At 73.5% G+C, this 15300-nt stretch carries 13 protein-coding genes, 1 tRNA gene, 1 other RNA gene and 2 pseudogenes; 10 read left to right on the top strand and 7 right to left on the bottom strand.

The annotated features are described in order from the left end of the window. Positions 1–55 precede the first annotated feature (55 nt). A complete protein-coding gene (locus tag STRAU_RS15430) occupies positions 56–352 on the bottom strand; it encodes a type II toxin-antitoxin system VapB family antitoxin (protein WP_003955420.1) in 297 nt (98 codons plus the stop codon). Between the two features lie 120 nt (positions 353–472). On the opposite strand from STRAU_RS15430, the gene STRAU_RS15435 reads away from it, so the two are divergent. Then, positions 473–2143 (top strand): helicase HerA-like domain-containing protein, encoded by a 1671-nt coding sequence (locus tag STRAU_RS15435; protein WP_016641262.1) that lies wholly within the window; start codon positions 473–475, stop codon positions 2141–2143. Positions 2144–2265: 122 nt separating this feature from the next. Here the strand turns inward: STRAU_RS15435 and STRAU_RS15440 are convergent, their stop codons facing one another. Continuing rightward, positions 2266–2865 carry an HhH-GPD-type base excision DNA repair protein gene (locus tag STRAU_RS15440; protein ID WP_016641263.1) on the bottom strand — a complete coding sequence of 200 codons (600 nt, stop codon included), beginning with the start codon at positions 2863–2865 and terminating at the stop codon, positions 2266–2268. Positions 2866–3033: 168 nt separating this feature from the next. Between STRAU_RS15440 and STRAU_RS15445 the strand changes: the two genes are divergently transcribed. Both STRAU_RS15445 and STRAU_RS15450 read left to right on the top strand, forming a co-directional pair. Next, positions 3034–4626: an ABC-F family ATP-binding cassette domain-containing protein gene (locus tag STRAU_RS15445; protein ID WP_016641264.1), complete on the top strand. Its 1593-nt coding sequence runs from the start codon at positions 3034–3036 to the stop codon at positions 4624–4626. A 73-nt stretch (positions 4627–4699) separates the two neighbouring features. After that, a complete protein-coding gene (locus STRAU_RS15450) occupies positions 4700–5938 on the top strand; it encodes a PucR family transcriptional regulator (RefSeq protein WP_016641265.1) in 1239 nt (412 codons plus the stop codon). Between the two features lie 183 nt (positions 5939–6121). On the opposite strand, the gene STRAU_RS15455 is transcribed toward STRAU_RS15450, so the two are convergent. Beyond that, entirely contained in the window at positions 6122–7057 is a 936-nt protein-coding gene (locus STRAU_RS15455; RefSeq protein WP_016641266.1) for a LysR family transcriptional regulator, read from the bottom strand. Positions 7058–7234: 177 nt separating this feature from the next. Between STRAU_RS15455 and STRAU_RS15460 the strand changes: the two genes are divergently transcribed. Next, positions 7235–8296: a DMT family transporter gene (locus tag STRAU_RS15460; protein ID WP_016641267.1), complete on the top strand. Its 1062-nt coding sequence runs from the start codon at positions 7235–7237 to the stop codon at positions 8294–8296. Here STRAU_RS15460 and STRAU_RS43630 read toward each other — a convergent pair. The 3 genes and pseudogenes from STRAU_RS43630 to STRAU_RS15470 form a co-directional block, all read right to left on the bottom strand. Beyond that, positions 8233–8460 (bottom strand): annotated as a pseudogene (locus tag STRAU_RS43630) (sensor domain-containing protein); the annotation flags it as partial. The gene STRAU_RS15460 and the pseudogene STRAU_RS43630 overlap by 64 nt on opposite strands. Continuing rightward, positions 8442–8867, bottom strand: coding sequence for a sensor domain-containing protein (locus tag STRAU_RS43635; RefSeq protein ID WP_016641268.1), 426 nt, complete (start codon positions 8865–8867; stop codon positions 8442–8444). The gene STRAU_RS43635 and the pseudogene STRAU_RS43630, both read right to left, overlap by 19 nt. Before the next feature lie 167 nt (positions 8868–9034). Continuing rightward, positions 9035–9664, bottom strand: coding sequence for a TetR/AcrR family transcriptional regulator (locus STRAU_RS15470; RefSeq protein WP_016641269.1), 630 nt, complete (start codon positions 9662–9664; stop codon positions 9035–9037). Between the two features lie 461 nt (positions 9665–10125). Between STRAU_RS15470 and STRAU_RS15475 the strand changes: the two genes are divergently transcribed. From STRAU_RS15475 to STRAU_RS15485, 4 genes and pseudogenes are all read left to right on the top strand, one after another. Then, positions 10126–10920 (top strand): VOC family protein, encoded by a 795-nt coding sequence (locus STRAU_RS15475; protein WP_016641271.1) that lies wholly within the window; start codon positions 10126–10128, stop codon positions 10918–10920. A 78-nt stretch (positions 10921–10998) separates the two neighbouring features. Next, positions 10999–11244, top strand: a pseudogene (locus STRAU_RS44905) (GNAT family N-acetyltransferase); the annotation flags it as partial. A gap of 72 nt (positions 11245–11316) precedes the next feature. Continuing rightward, entirely contained in the window at positions 11317–11880 is a 564-nt protein-coding gene (locus tag STRAU_RS44910) for a GNAT family N-acetyltransferase (RefSeq protein ID WP_472980051.1), read from the top strand. 59 nt (positions 11881–11939) lie between these two features. Beyond that, positions 11940–13157: a glycosyltransferase gene (locus tag STRAU_RS15485; RefSeq protein ID WP_037659649.1), complete on the top strand. Its 1218-nt coding sequence runs from the start codon at positions 11940–11942 to the stop codon at positions 13155–13157. Positions 13158–13238: 81 nt separating this feature from the next. Here the strand turns inward: STRAU_RS15485 and STRAU_RS15490 are convergent. Continuing rightward, positions 13239–13326 (bottom strand) — tRNA-Ser (locus STRAU_RS15490). 73 nt (positions 13327–13399) lie between these two features. On the opposite strand from STRAU_RS15490, the gene ffs reads away from it, so the two are divergent. Continuing rightward, positions 13400–13498, top strand: an RNA gene (gene ffs / locus STRAU_RS39590) — signal recognition particle sRNA small type. Positions 13499–13613: 115 nt separating this feature from the next. After that, positions 13614–15300 (top strand): DNA polymerase III subunit gamma and tau (locus STRAU_RS15495; protein WP_037659651.1); only part of this gene is annotated, 1687 nt, incomplete at its 3' end.

Here is a 15300-nt window from a genome sequence, read left to right on the forward strand (position 1 = left end):
GATCGGCGGCCAGTCCAACCCGAAAGGGTCAACGCGGGCCCGGGCCGGGGCCGGATCAGCCCAGTTCGAGCACGCGGGCGTGCAGCACCTGGCGCTGCTGGAGCGCGGCGCGGACGGCGCGGTGCAGTCCGTCCTCCAGATACAGGTCGCCCTGCCACTTCACGACGTGCGCGAAGAGGTCGCCGTAGAACGTGGAGTCCTCGGCGAGCAGCGTCTCCAGGTCGAGCTGACCCTTGGTCGTCACGAGCTGATCGAGGCGGACCGGGCGCGGCGCGACGTCCGCCCACTGCCGGGTGCTTTCCCGGCCGTGGTCGGGGTACGGCCGGCCGTTTCCGATGCGCTTGAAGATCACACGGAAAGCCTACCGGTCAAGGCTCTCCGGGCGCAGCCTCGGCGGCCGAGTGCGACCCTGGGAAATGCCGCCGGAAACCGGGGCAAACCGGGAACTCTCAAGCCGGGAGCTGGGGCCGAAGTGAGCGAGAGCCAGCCGATGCCGTCCACGCCCGAGGGCGGGAATCCCCCGAACGGGTCCGTGTCCGGCGCGGGGGTGACGTCCGGCGAGGGGGTGGCGTCCCGCGAGGGGGTGGCGTCCCGCGAGGGCGGTGGGGTGGCGTCCGGCGCGCTGCCGCCGGAAGCGGCGGACATCGTCGCCGGGTACGCCTTCGACGGGCCCGCGCTCGATCTCGGCGCCCTGCTGTGGGACGGGCGGTGCCACCCGGACGCCCAGGTGCGGATTCCGCTGCCCATGCTCAACCGGCACGGCCTCGTCGCCGGTGCCACCGGTACCGGCAAGACCAAGACCCTCCAGCTCGTCGCCGAGCAGCTCTCCGCCCAGGGCGTGCCCGTCTTCCTGGCCGACATCAAGGGCGACGTCTCCGGCATCTCGGCCCCCGGCGAGGCCAACGACAAGGTCACCGCGCGGGCGCGGGACGTGGGGCAGGAGTGGGAGCCCCGCGGGTTCCCCTGCGAGTTCTACGCCCTCGGCGGGATGGGGACCGGCATCCCGGTGCGCGCCACCGTCACCAGCTTCGGGCCGATCCTGCTGTCCAAGGTGCTTCAGCTCAACCAGACCCAGGAGCAGTCCCTCGGGCTGATCTTCCACTACGCGGACCAGAAGGGCCTCGAACTCGTCGACCTGAAGGACCTGCGCGCCGTCGTCGCCTTCCTCACCTCCGACGAGGGCAAGCCCGAGCTCAAGAACATCGGCGGCCTCTCCACCGCCACCGCCGGGGTCATCCTGCGGGCCCTCACCGCGTTCGAGGCGCAGGGGATGGGGGACTTCTTCGGGGAGCCCGAGTTCGACACGAGCGAGTTGCTGCGGGGCGGCGGGGTGGACGGGGGTGGGCTCTGCTCGGTTCTTGAGCTCTCCTCCGTTCAGGACAAGCCCGCTCTGTTCTCCACCTTTTTGATGTGGCTTCTCGCCGACCTGTACCACGATCTTCCCGAGGTCGGCGATCTCGACAAGCCCAAGCTCGTCTTCTTCTTCGACGAGGCCCATCTGCTGTTCAGCGGCGCCTCCAAGGCATTCCTGGAGTCCATCACCCAGACCGTGCGGCTCATCCGGTCCAAGGGCGTCGGCGTCTTCTTCGTCACCCAGACCCCGAAGGACGTGCCCGCCGACGTCCTCGCCCAGCTCGGCAACCGCGTGCAGCACGCGCTGCGCGCCTTCACGCCCGAGGACGAGAAGGCCCTCAGGGCCACGGTCCGTACGTTTCCGAACTCCGCGTACGACCTGGAGGAGACGCTCACCGGTCTCGGCACCGGTGAGGCCGTCGTCACCGTCCTCAGCGAGAAGGGCGCGCCCACGCCGGTCGCGGTCACGCGGCTTCGGGCGCCGCAGTCGCTGATGGGGCCGGTGGAGGCGGGGGCGCTGGAGCGGGCCGTCCGGTCGTCGCCTCTGTACGAGCGGTACGCGGAGGCCGTGGACCGGGAGTCGGCGTACGAGAAGTTGAGCGCGCGGGCTCCTGCGGAGGGCCCGGCGGAGGCGGAGGCTCCCCGGGAGCGGGGTGGCGGCGGGGGTGGGTCTGTTGTTGAGCAGGTGGTGGGCAGTGGGATGTTCAAGTCGCTGCTGCGGTCCATGGGTACGCAGATCGGGCGGGAGATCTCCCGCTCGGTCTTCGGCACCGCTCGCCGGCGTCGTTAGCGGCTTTCCCCTCGGTGGGGGTTGTTGCCTCGCCTGTTGTTCGGTTGTGGGGGAGCTGCGCGCGGACATACCGCCACGTCCCCTCCGGCCGGTTCGGCGGCTACCGGCCGGTGGGGGACTGCTTACTTCTTGGCGGCTTTGGCTGCCGCCTTCATTTCCTGTTTGTGGGCTCGGACCTTCTGGAGGGACTCCGGGCCCGTGATGTCCGCCACGGAGCGGTACGCCTTTGGTGCGCCGTACGCTCCGGCCGCCTCGCGCCAGCCGGTGGGCCGCACCCCGAGCTGCTTCCCCAGCAGGGCCAGGAAGATCTGGGCCTTCTGCTTGCCGAAGCCGGGGAGGTCGTTGAGGCGTCGCAGCAGCTCCTTGCCGTCGGCCACGTCCCGCCAGACGGCCTCCGCCTGCCCGTCGTAGTGCTCCACCAGGTACTGGCAGAGCTTCTGGACGCGTCCGGCCATCGCGCCGGGATAGCGGTGCACGGCCGGCTTGGACGAGAGGAGTTCGGCGAAGGCGTCGGGGTCGTACGCGGCGATGTCGTGGGCGTCGAGATCGGCCGCCCGCATTCGCTGCGCGATCGTGTACGGGCCCGCGAACGCCCACTCCATGGGCACCTGCTGGTCCAGAAGCATCCCTACCAGCGCGGCCAGCGGACTGCGGCTCAGCAGCGCGTCGGCCTCTTCTTGCTGGGCGAGGTGGAGAGGGGTGGCGTGGGAGTCGGCGTTCATGGGGCGATCATCTCCCGGGAGCGGGGGGTTCGCAGGGCGGGAAAATCGCGTGCGCCGCGGGAGGGGGGTGGCTAGCCTCGGGAGTATGTCTACGCCCCGCATTTCCTAGCCAGGACACACGCCTTCACGTCACCCGTGTGTCCTTTCGCTAATGCGGAGCGTTTCCCAGTGATTTCTGTACGTGACATCGACCTGCGCGTCGGCGCCCGGACCCTGCTGTCCGGAGTCTCCTTCCACGTCGGCCCCGGCGACCGCGTCGGCCTCGTCGGGCGCAACGGCGCCGGCAAGACCACCCTCCTGAAGACCCTTGCCGGGGAGGCGCCCTGTGCCGCCGGGCGCGTCAGCCGTACCGGCTCCCTCGGCTATCTCGCCCAGGACCCGGCCCCCGCCGACCCCGCCATCACGGTCACCGACCGCATCCTGTCCGCGCGCGGACTCGACCGGGCGGTGCGCGCGCTGCGGGCCGCCGAGGCCGCCATGGCCGGGGGCGGTGACGAGCGCGCCGCCATGGCCGCGTACGCCCGGGCCGACGACGAGTTCCAGGCCCGGGGCGGGTACGCCGCCGAGGCCGAGGCCGCCCGCGTCGCCGCCGGGCTCGGACTGGCGGACGGGGTGCTGCGGCGGGCCGTGGGCGAGTTGTCGGGTGGGCAGCGGCGGCGGGTCGAGCTGGCCCGGATGCTGTTCTCGCGGCACGACATCCTGCTGCTCGACGAGCCCACCAACCACCTCGACCGGGACTCCGTGGAGTGGTTGCGCGGGTTCCTGGCGAGTTATGCGGGCGGCGTGGTGATGGTCAGCCACGACGTCGGGTTGCTGGAGGACGTCGTCAATCGCGTCTTTCACCTGGATCCCGCCCGCGCCGCCCTCGACGTACACAACACCGGCTGGCACACCTATCTCGCCCAGCGCGCCGCCGACGACCGGCGGCGCGCCCGCGAGCGCGCCAACGCCGAGCGCAAGGCCGCCTCTCTGAACGCCCAGGCCGACAAGATGCGCTCGAACGTGGCCACGGCCACCGTCGCCAAGAACATGGCGCGCCGCGCCGACAAGCTGCTCGCGGGGACCGAGCCCGTGCGGCGCGGCGAGAAGGTCGCGCGTATCCGGCTGCCCGAGCCCGCCGCGTGCGGGCGGATGCCGCTGGGGGCCGTGCGGCTGGAGAAGACCTATGGCGCCCTGCGGGTGCTCAACGGGGTCGATCTCGCCGTGGATCGGGGGAGCCGGCTTGTGGTGCTCGGGTTCAACGGGGCCGGGAAGACCACGTTGTTGCGCGTGCTCGCCGGGCGTGAGACGCCGGACTCGGGGCGGGTCGTGCGGGGGCACGGGCTGCGCCTCGGATACTTCGGGCAGGAACACGACACCCTGGACGGGGACCTGACCGTACGGGACAACCTCGCCGCCGCCGCGCCCCAGTTGACGGACGGCGAGGTGCGGCAGGTCCTCGGCGCCTTCCTGTTCCGCGGCGACGACGTGGACAAGCCCGCCAAGGTTCTCTCCGGCGGCGAGAAGACCCGCCTCGCCCTGGCCGGGCTCGTCCACTCCGGCGCCAATGTGCTGCTGCTCGACGAGCCCACCAACAACCTCGATCCGGCCTCGCGCGACGAGGTCCTCGGTGCCGTGGGGACGTATCCGGGCGCCCTCGTGATGGTCACCCATGACGAGGGTGCCCTCGACGCCCTGCGGCCCGACCGCGTGCTCGTCCTGCCGGACGGCACCGAGGATCTGTGGAGCGCGGAGTACCGGGAGCTGGTCTCGCTGGTGTGAGGGGCGGTGCCGTGGGTCCCGTTGCGGTGGGCAACTACTGTGACGGGACACCGGCCGGGCAGGGGTGAGGGCGATGACGTCGTACGAGGACGAGGACGGCCACGACCCGCTTCCCGCGCTGAGCCCCGCCGCCCGCGCCCTCGCCGCCCGCTGCGCGCCCCGCGTCAACGAACTCGCCCGCCGCATGGCCCGCGAGGCGTTCGAGCAGTTGCCGGGGTACGCGGCCCTGCCCGCCGATGTGAAGGACGTCGAGATCGCCGCGACCGCACGGCACGGCCTGCGGCTCTTCCTCAGCCGGGCCGCGGGCGGCCGGAACACCGCGCCCGGCGCCCCGCCCGGCTACGACCTGTTCCGGGAGCGCGCCGCCCAGCGCGCCGACGAGGGCATGCCCCTGCACCTGCTCCTCGGCACGCACTGCCTCGGCGCCCACGTACTGTGGCGGGCCCTGCGCGACGCGGCCGGGCCCGCCGACGCGGCCGCGCTCACCGAACTCAGCGACCACCTCTTCGCCGCCCAGCGGCGCGTGGTGACGGCTGTCACCGAGACCTACCTCGACGAGCAGGCCGCCCTCGCGGCCGAGCGGCGCGAGGAGCGGCGCACGCTGGCCCGCGCGCTGCTCGACGGAACGCCCGCGCCGGGCGCGGCGGCCGCGGGGTTCGCCGGGCCCGCGCTCGTCCTGTGCCTGCGCCTCGACGACGGGGCGCGGCCCGCGGCCGCCTCCTCCGTCGCCGTACGCCGTCTCGTACGCCGCCTCCAGTCCGCCCTCGACCGGGCCTTCGGCACGCAGGTGCTGACGCTGGTGGACGGGGGCGGCGGGCACGCCCTGGTCCCCGGGGAGCGCCCCGGTGAGGCGGGGCCCGAACTCGACCGGCTGGACGCTGAGTTGCGCGGGCTCTGCGGCCCCGGCCTGCGCCTCGCCGCCGCCCCGGCCTCCGCGCCGTCCGGCATCCCGGAGGCCGCCCGCACCACCGAGGAGATCATCCGCGTCGCCCGCGCCTGCGGCCGCCCGCCCGGACCCCACCGGCTCGACGACGTACTCCTCGAATACCACCTCTCGCGCCCCAGCGCGGGCAGCGACCGCATCGCGGCCCTCCTCGAACCCGTCGCCGAGCGGCCGGAGTTGCTCGACACGCTGCGTACGTACCTGAAGCTGCGCCAGGACCGCCGCGCCACCGCCCGCCTGCTCACCCTGCACCCGAACACGGTCGACAACCGCCTCTCCCGAGTGTCGTCCCTGACCGGCCTGAACCTCACCACACCTCACGGGACGACCTTGGCGCTGGCGTCATTGTTGCTGCGGGAGGTGGGGTAGCCCCCTCCAGCCCAGCGGCCGGGGTTCCCGTCGGCGATACCTCGGGGTCGACAGCACGGGCGGGGTGGGTTGCCGGTCGGCGGTACCTCGGGGCCGACAGCACGGGCGGGTGGGTGGGAGAAGCCGCCGCGGAGCGGCGGCACAGATGCCGCACGGCGCCACAGGGGCCGGGGCAGGCGGGCGTCAGGGAGACCTCGGCGCAGCGGCCACCACGGCCGCCGCCAACGCGTTCAGGAACCCCCGCAGCACCGGCCCCTCCGGCGCCGTGGCCCGCACCGCCGCCCAGATCGACCGCACCGGCTCGGGGTCGCGGACCTCACGTACGGCCAACTCCGGGTGGCCGTCGGCGCCGGGCGCCCCCGCCGGAGCGGTGAGCCCCAGCTCCGGGACCAGCGCCACGCCGACCCCCGCGGCCACGAACCCCTGAGCCGTCGCGTAGTCCCCGCTCTCCACCACGAAGTCCGGCGTGAACCCGGCCGCCCCGCAGGCGTCGAGCACCGCGTCCAGGCAGGGGCCCGGCAACTCGCTGCCCACCAGGGCCTCTTCGGCCAGATCGGTGAGCCGCAGGGCCGGGTGGGCGGCGAGGGGGTGGGCGCGGGGGAGCACTGCGCGGTAGCGGTCGTCCATGAGGTGGATGAAGCGGATGCCGTCCACGGGAGGCGCGTCGTGGCGGCGGACCACGAGCGCCACGTCCGTGCGGCCCGCCTTCACCTCGGGCAGCGGGTCGTCCGGGTCGGTGAGGCGCAACTCGGCCTGCACACCCGGGTGTTCGCGGCGCAGCCGGGCCAGCGCGGGCGCGACCAGGCGTGCGCCCGCGGTGGCGAAGTAACGTACCGAGACACGTCCCGTGCGCCCCGCCCGCAGATCCGCGAGCGCCGTCTCCGCCTGGGCGACGTGCCGGCCGATCGCCGTCGCGCAGTCGGCGAGCAGCCGCCCGGCGTCCGTGGGCCGCACCCCGCGCCCGGTCCGCTCCAGGAGCGGCGTGCCCGCCTCCTTCTCCAGGGCCGCCATCTGCTGGCTGACCGCCGACGGCGTGTACCCGAGATGCCGGGCCGCCGCGGTGACCGAGCCGCTGGTGACCACCGCCCGCAGGATCTGCATCCGCCGCATGTCGAGCATGCTCACCAGCCTACGCCCGAATGCAGCTCACCTTAAGTCTGGCTTCGGAACTTTTCGCTTGTCTTACGAGTGGGGGCGCGGCACCGTCGATACGTACGCGTCGATCCGTACACCCCGATACGTACGCAACCCCCGCGGCCGTGACCGCCGCACGCCCCGCCGACCCTGGAGCGCCGCATGCGCATCGCCGTCCTCGCCCTGCTGTGGGGGTCGAGCTTCCTGTGGATCAAGCTCGCCCTGGAGGGCGGCCTCGCTCCGCTGCACGTGACCGTCGTGCGCTGCGCGCTCGGCGCCGCCGTGCTCCTCGTCCTCGCCCGCGCCGCTCGTCAGCGCCTTCCGCGCGGACGCCGCGTCTGGGGCCATCTGGCCGTGGCCGCCCTGTTCTGCAACGCGCTGCCGTTCCTGTTGTTCAGCATCGGCGAGCAGACCGTCGACTCGGGCGTCGCGGGCGTCATGAACGCCACGACTCCGCTGTGGTCACTGGGACTCGGGCTCTTGCTCGGTACGGAGCGGGGGCTCGGGCCGAAGCGGCTCGCCGGGCTGCTGCTCGGCTTCGGCGGCACCCTGCTGATCTTCGCGCCCTGGCAGCAGTCGGGGCTTGCCAGCCGGGGCGCCGTCGCCCTGCTCGCCGCCGCCGTCAGCTACGCCGTCGCCTTCGCGTACATGGCCCGGCACCTCATCGGCCGTGGCACCCCGCCGCTGGCCCTGTCCGCCGCCCAGCTCCTGATGGCCACCGGCCTGACCACCCTCGGCCTGCCCGCGAGCCCGCACGCGGAGTCGGCGCCGACCCTCACCGGCGTGCTCGCCGTCGTCGTGCTCGGCGTCTTCGGCACCGGGCTCACCTTCCACCTCAACTCCCGCCTCATCGCGGACGAAGGGCCGACCGCGGCGGCCACGGTCGGCTATCTGCTTCCGGTCGTCTCGGTCGCGCTCGGGGCGCTGGTGCTCGGGGAGGAGATCGGTGTCCGGGTGGTGGGCGGGATGGCGGTGGTGCTGGTGGGGGTGGGGCTGACTCGGACTGGGCTGACTCGGACTGGGCTGACCCGGGCTGGGCTGACGCGGGCGGGCCGGGGCCGTCCGGTGGCCCACCCGTCGAAGCCGGAGCCTCACCTGCCGAGCAGCGAGCGGACCGCCGCCTTGTCCACGCTGTTGAGCGCGCGCACGACCAGCGGCGTGAGAAGCACGAGGAGCCAGCCGACGGCCGCGACGCCCGCCACCTGCCAGGGCGACTCGATGTAGTACGCGTGGTGCTCGCCGCCGGACGTGAAGTCGTACACGCGGTAGCCCGGCCAGTCGAGGTACCGCTCGAACACCCAGGAGTACGCGGGGAACAGCGCGACCGCCCAGCCGGTCAGCCAGAGCGTCAGCGACAGCACGAAGCTCGTCACCCGCCACGGGAACATGACGACCTGGAAGACCAGGGCCTTCCAGCCCGCGGCGTCCGCGAGGGGAGCCGCGCCCGCACCCGGGCCCAGCCGCTGTCCCCGCCCGCCGTCCGCACGGGCGCCGGCTCCGCCACATCGAGCCCGAGCCGCGCCCGCGCCCGCCGCCGCTCCACCGCGCCGAGCCCGCGCGCCCCCGCCAGCATCACCGCGAACACGGGCAGCCCGAGCAGCGTGACCGCGAGGCCCGCGCCGAGCGAGAACAGCGTGACCGCGAAGACGAAACCGGCGATGGCGACGGGCAGCGACGTGAGGGTGTACCCGAACTCGCGGAAGGTGGCGGCGGCGAAGGGGGCGCGCCAGGCCGACGGAACGCCTTTGGTTGCCGGAGCGGTGGCGGTGGTGCCGGGGAAGGTGTCGATCGTCATGGCGGCCTCTTGTCCGTCTGTTCGCCGAGGTGGGGACGTACGTACTGCGCGATGTCCTCAACTCTGCTGCGGACGCGGGCTTCGCGGCATGGGGGAAGGCGGTGTCCTGGGGGTGTACCCAGGCCCCCTCTCCGCGCGCCCGCGGGCCCGTCCGGGCCGTGTCGGCCTCACCAGGTCATGGTGGTCGGGTCGTTGGCGAGCGCGGCGGCCAGGAGGGCGCGGAGGTGGTCGGCCTCCGGGAGCAGCGTGGCCTCGATCTCGTCGTCGGTGCGGCCGGCCAGCGTGAGTTCCTGGATGCGCCGGAACAGCAGCCGGTCCGCCGCGGCGATCAGGGCGGCGCCCGCCCGGGGCGCGATGGCCGGGGCGGAGTCCGGGGCGGCGGCGGTCAGCGCCGCGGCGAGTGCCTCCTCCCGCAGGTCGTGCAGTTCGCGCAGCCGGGCGATGAGGGTGGGGCTGTCGGCGATCATCCGGGCGAACGCGGTGCCGGTGAAGCCGACGACGGGGTTGTGTTCGAGGAGGGCGGCGCGGAACGTCCGGCCCAGGGCCGCGAGCGGCTCCTCGTCGGGCGCGCGCTCGGCGACGGCCCGGGCCAGGCCCTCGGTGAACGCCTCGTGGTGGTCGAGGGCCAGGTCTTCCTTGCGGGGGAAGTAGTTGGTGACCGTCTTCTTGGCCACGCGGGCCGCGGCGGCGATCTCGGCGATGGTGGTCCGCTCGAAGCCCCGCTCGATGAAGAGCCTGGTGGCGTGGTCGGAGATCAGCTGCCTTGTCTCCTGCTTCTTGGACTCACGGAGCCCCATCTCGGTAGTCATGGGGGAATCTTACATCCAGCGCAAAATTATGCTTGACCGACTGGGGGGTCGTGGTTAAAGTTACGTCCGTTGCAAAAATCCCCTCAGTGAACGGACCTGCATTTGCCCAAGCTCACGTACTTCGTCGGCGCCACCATCACCACCGAGTTCGCGGACGCCCTTCCCGCGCCGGACCGCACGGCACTCGGCCTCGCGGACACGCTCGACGCAACGCTGCGGCACGGCCCTGACGGGACCGGGCACGTACGCCCCGGACTCGGCCATGAGCCTCACAAGGCCGTGCGCCCCGCTGCGGCGAATCGTCCTGTCCCGCTCGCTCGCCACCAGCGCGGACCCGGCCGTCGAGGCAACCGATGACGACAGCTCACACGCCTGAGACGCCTGCCGCACCCGTACTTGGCACGCCCCGCCTTCTTCCAGGAGTTGCCCTGAACGTCACCGCCTCCACCGTGTCCCTGACCGTCGCCGACGTCGCCGCCTCGCGTGAGTTCTTCCGCACCCACCTCGGGTACGAGGTCGCCATGGCCGCCGACGGCTTCGCGTCCCTGAGCCGCGGTGATGCCGCCGCCGACATCGTGCTGCTCCGCAGCGGCAGCGAGGTGCTGCCGCCGGAGCAGCGCGACCAGCGGGCCGCGGGCCTGATCTTCGCGCTCACCGTCACCGGCATCGAGGCCGAGGAACGGCGCCTGCGCGAGGCCGGCGCCCCGATCACCATGCCGCTGCGCGAAGAGCCTTGGGGCGAGCGGCTGTTCCAGCTCACCGACCCGAACGGCGTCGTCGTCCAGTTCGTGGAATGGGCGGCGCAGGACGCCGAGCCCACGCCGGACGGGGCCGTACAGAACGATGAGCCCGCTCAAGAAGGGGAGCCCGCCCTGCTCGTGCTCACCCCCGCCGCCGAGAACGTCACCGAGTCCCCGAACGCCCGCATGACCGGCCTGGCCGCCCCCAGCCGGGGCAGCGCGGAACTCAGCACCTGGACCGTCGCGATGGAGGCGGGCCGGACCGGCCCCGAACACGTCATCAGCCGCGAACAGGTCTGGACGGTGACCGCGGGCGTCCTCGACGTCACCTGCGCCGGCCGCACCGAGAAGATCTCGGCCGGGCAGACCTTCGTTCTCCCGCCGGACGTCCTCCGCCAGGTCCACGCCCCGCAGGCGGCCGAGGCCCACGTCGCCATGCGTGCGGACGGGGTGGCCTCCGTACCCGGTACGGAAGGCACCCGCACCCTGCCCTGGGCCCAGTAGCGCCCGCACAGCCCTCCCTAGCCCTTCTGGCCCTCCCGCCCCTCTCCCCCGACTCGTCCTTCCACTGACGGAGACAGCTTGTCCATACGCATCACCGCCCTGACCGACCCCGAAGAGACCTCGGCCGGCCGTCGCCTGGCCTGGCTGGCCTCCGGCCCCGACGGGCGCCCCGCCGGGCACGCCTTCCTGCGCCTGTTCACCAGGGAGGGCCAGCGCCACCTCGCCGAACTGGACGTACAGGTCCACCCCGCCGAACGGCGCGGGCGGGTCGGCACCCTGCTGCTCGACGCGGCCGTCGCCGCCGCCCGCCGGGACGGCCGGAGCACCGTCATCGCCCAGGCCGGGGCCGCATCCCCCGGCGCCGCCTTCCTCACCGCAGGGGGCTTCCGCGCCGCGCTGGCCCTCACGTACGCCCGGCTGCCTCTGGCCGACGCGGACCTGCCCGCGCTCACCGCCCTGGCCGAGAAGCCGCATCCCGGCTACCGGTTGACGGCATGGGAGGGGACGGTGCCCGACGAACTCGCCGACACCTACGTGGCGTCGCGGCGGGCCATGGACGACATGCCGATGGGCGCCGTCGACTACGGCACGGTGGCCTGGGACCTCGACCGGGTGCGGGCGGCGGCCGCCGCCGTCTCCGCGCGCGGCGACATCCTCCACACCGTGGCGGCCGTCGACCGCTCGGACGGCGCCGTCGTCGGCTTCACCGAACTGGTCGTCCCCGGCGACGGGACGGGTGACGCCCTGCACTACGGCACCGCGGTGCTGCCCGAGCACCGCGGCCGCGGCCTCGCCCGCTGGATGAAGGCCGACTCGATCGTGCGGGCCCGCGAACGCCACCCCCGCCTCGGCGGCCTGCTGACCGACACCGCCGACAACAACCCGCACATGCGGCGCGTCAACGACGAGCTCGGCTACCTGCCGACACACACGGCCCACGAGTACCAGCTCGACCTGTAGCCCGGCGCCTGTCAGTACCCGTCAGAACCTGTCAGAACCTGCATGAATGGGTGGACGAAATGCGTGTGTTGATCTCGACGTACGGGTCGCGCGGGAGCGTCGAACCGATGGCGGGCCTCGCGGTGCGGCTGCGGGAGCTCGGCGCGGAGGCGCGGGTGTGCGCGCCGCCGGACGAGGAGTTCGCGGAGCGGCTGGCCGAGGCCGGTGTTCCCCTGGTGCCGACCGGAGCGCCGGTGCGCCCGCTGGTGACCACGGTGGTACCGGGGTCGGCGGCGGGCCTGGCCGAGCGTGCGGCCGCGTTGATGGCGGCGCAGTTCGACACGGTCGCCGCGGCGGCCGAGGGGTGTGACGCGCTGGTGGCGACGGGCCCGTTGCCGGTCACGGCGGGCGCGCGGTCGGTGGCCGAGAAGCTGGGCGTCCGCTACGTACACGCGAGCCACCAGCCCGTCAGCCTGCCGTCGCCGTACCGCAGGCCGCCCGGGCGGCGGGGCCGGCCGTTGCCGCCGGGCGTGACCGACAACAAGGCGCTGTGGGACGAGGACGCCCGGATCGCGAACACGATGTTCGGCGAGCTGCTCAACTCCCGGCGGGCGTCGGCCGGACTGCCACCGGTGGACAACGTCCGCGACTACGCCTTCACCGACCACCCGTGGCTGGCCGCGGACCCGGTCCTGGCCCCGTGGCAGCCGACGGAACTCGGCGTGGTGCAGACCGGCGCGTGGGTCCTGCCGGACGAACGCCCGCTCCCCGCCGAGCTGGTGGAGTTCCTGGACGCCGGCACACCCCCGGTGTACGTGGGCTTCGGCAGCGTCCCTCTGGGCGCGCCGAAGGACGTCGCCCGGGCGGCCGTCGAGGCGATCCGCGCGCTGGGCCGCCGCACGGTTCTCTCCCGCGGCTGGGCCGGCCTGGCCCTGATCGACGACCAGGACGACTGCTTCGTGGTCGGCGAGGTCAACCATCAGGCGCTGTTCCGCCGGGCGGCGGCCGTCGTGCACCACGGCGGCGCGGGCACGACGACGACGGCCGCCCGGGCCGGCGCGCCCCAGGTGGTCGTGCCCCAGGGGGCGGACCAGCCGTACTTCGCCGACCGCGTCGCCGACCTGGGCATCGGCACGGCCCACCCCGGCCCGACCCCGACCGCCGAGTCCCTGTCGACCGCCCTCAGAACGGCCCTGAGCCCCGCCACCCGCACCCGAGCGACCACCGTGGCCGGCACGCTCCACACCGACGGGACGACGACGGCGGCGAAGCTGCTGCTCGCCACCACGGGCCGGTAGCCGCGACCACACATGTCCGCACACGTCGAAGGGCCCCACCGCGAACGGTGGGGCCCATCAACCTCGTGCCCGGTGAGGCACTGGCGGAGGATACGAGATTCGAACTCGTGAGGGGTTGCCCCCAACACGCTTTCCAAGCGTGCGCCCTAGGCCACTAGGCGAATCCTCCGCGGCAAACAATACAAGACGTTGAGGAGTGCTCGCGAACTCGTTCCCACCCCCGGCGATCGGCTAGGGTGGGGGCCAGCCCCTCACGCGGCGCTATCTGACTGAACTCCCCCAGGGCCGGAAGGCAGCAAGGGTAGGTCGGCTCTGGCGGGTGCGTGGGGGGCGCTTTGCGTTCCGGGGCGGGCGAGGGGCGCGGCTCGGGGCGGGGTGCCGGGGAGTCCGTGGGGCGGGCGGGCCCGTGGGGCCGGGCGGTCCGGGTTGTCAGTGGGCGCCTATAACCTCGTATACGTGTCGTCTCTCGCGCTGTACCGCCGTTATCGCCCGGAGTCGTTCGCCGAGGTCATCGGGCAGGAGCATGTAACCGACCCGCTGCAGCAGGCGCTGCGGAACAACCGGGTCAATCACGCGTACCTGTTCAGTGGCCCGCGCGGCTGCGGCAAGACGACGAGCGCGCGCATCCTCGCCCGCTGCCTGAACTGTGAGCAAGGTCCCACTCCCACGCCCTGCGGCGAGTGCCAGTCCTGCCGGGACCTGGCGCGGAACGGGCCGGGTTCCATCGACGTCATCGAGATCGACGCCGCCTCGCACGGCGGTGTCGACGACGCGCGTGACCTGCGCGAGAAGGCATTCTTCGGCCCCGCGAGCAGCCGGTACAAGATCTACATCATCGACGAGGCCCACATGGTCACGTCGGCCGGCTTCAACGCCCTGCTGAAGGTCGTCGAAGAGCCGCCGGAGCACCTCAAGTTCATCTTCGCGACGACGGAGCCGGAAAAGGTCATCGGGACCATCCGGTCGCGTACGCACCACTATCCGTTCCGGCTCGTGCCCCCCGGCACGCTGCGCGACTATCTCGGCGAGGTGTGCGGGCGCGAGGGCATCCCCATCGAGGACGGCGTGCTGCCGCTCGTCGTGCGCGCCGGCGGCGGGTCCGTGCGTGACTCCATGTCCGTCATGGACCAGCTCCTCGCGGGCGCCCGCGAGGACGGTGTGACGTACGCCATGGCCACGGGCCTGCTCGGGTACACGGACGGATCGCTCCTCGACTCCGTCGTCGAGGCATTCGCCTCCGGCGACGGCGGTGCCGCCTTCGAAGTGGTGGACCGCGTCATCGAGGGCGGCAACGACCCGCGGCGGTTCGTCGCCGACCTGCTCGAGCGGCTGCGGGACCTGGTGATCCTCGCGGCCGTCCCCGACGCCGGCGAGAAGGGCCTCATCGACGCCCCCGCCGACGTGGTCGAGCGGATGACCGCGCAGGCATCCGTGTTCGGCGGCGCCGAGCTGAGCCGCGCCGCCGACATCGTCAACGAAGGACTCACCGAGATGCGCGGGGCCACCTCGCCCCGGCTGCAGCTCGAGCTGATCTGCGCGCGCGTGCTGCTTCCCGCTGCGTACGACGACGAGCGCTCCGTGATGGCCCGCCTCGACCGCCTCGAGCGCGGCGGCAACTTCATGGCCGGGGGCCCGGCCGCGACCCCTGCGATGGGGTACGTCCCCGGGCCCGAGGCCCACGCCGGGGTGCGGCAGCCCGGGGTCGCCGTGCCGCCGCCGGGGCCGGGGGTGCCGCCCGGCCCGGCCGGTCCGTCCGGTCCGTCGATGCCGCAGGGCTCGCCGGAGGCGGAGATTCCGCCGGGAGGCGGGGCCGCGGCCGCTCGGGCCGCGGTGCGGGGGGGCGGAGCGGCCGGTGCCGGTTCCGCTTCTTCCGGTTCTGCTCCTTCCGGGGCTGCTGCTTCGGGCTCCGGTCCTTCCGGGGCTGCTCCCTCCGGTTCCGACCCTGCCGGTCCCGACGGTTCCGGTTCCGGTGCGGGCGCGCAGCCTGATGCCGCCGCCGCTCCCACGGCCCCGGCGCCCCCGCAGCAGCCCACCCCGCCCCCGGCCCAGCCCGCCCAGACCGCGCCCCCGGCGGCCCCCGCCGCCAACCGCCCCGGGACCTGGCCCACGGCCTCGGCCCCGGGCGGCGGCGCCCAGGCCCCGG

It is taken from the genome of Streptomyces aurantiacus JA 4570 (assembly GCF_000414115.1).
GTDB lineage: Bacteria > Actinomycetota > Actinomycetes > Streptomycetales > Streptomycetaceae > Streptomyces > Streptomyces aurantiacus_A.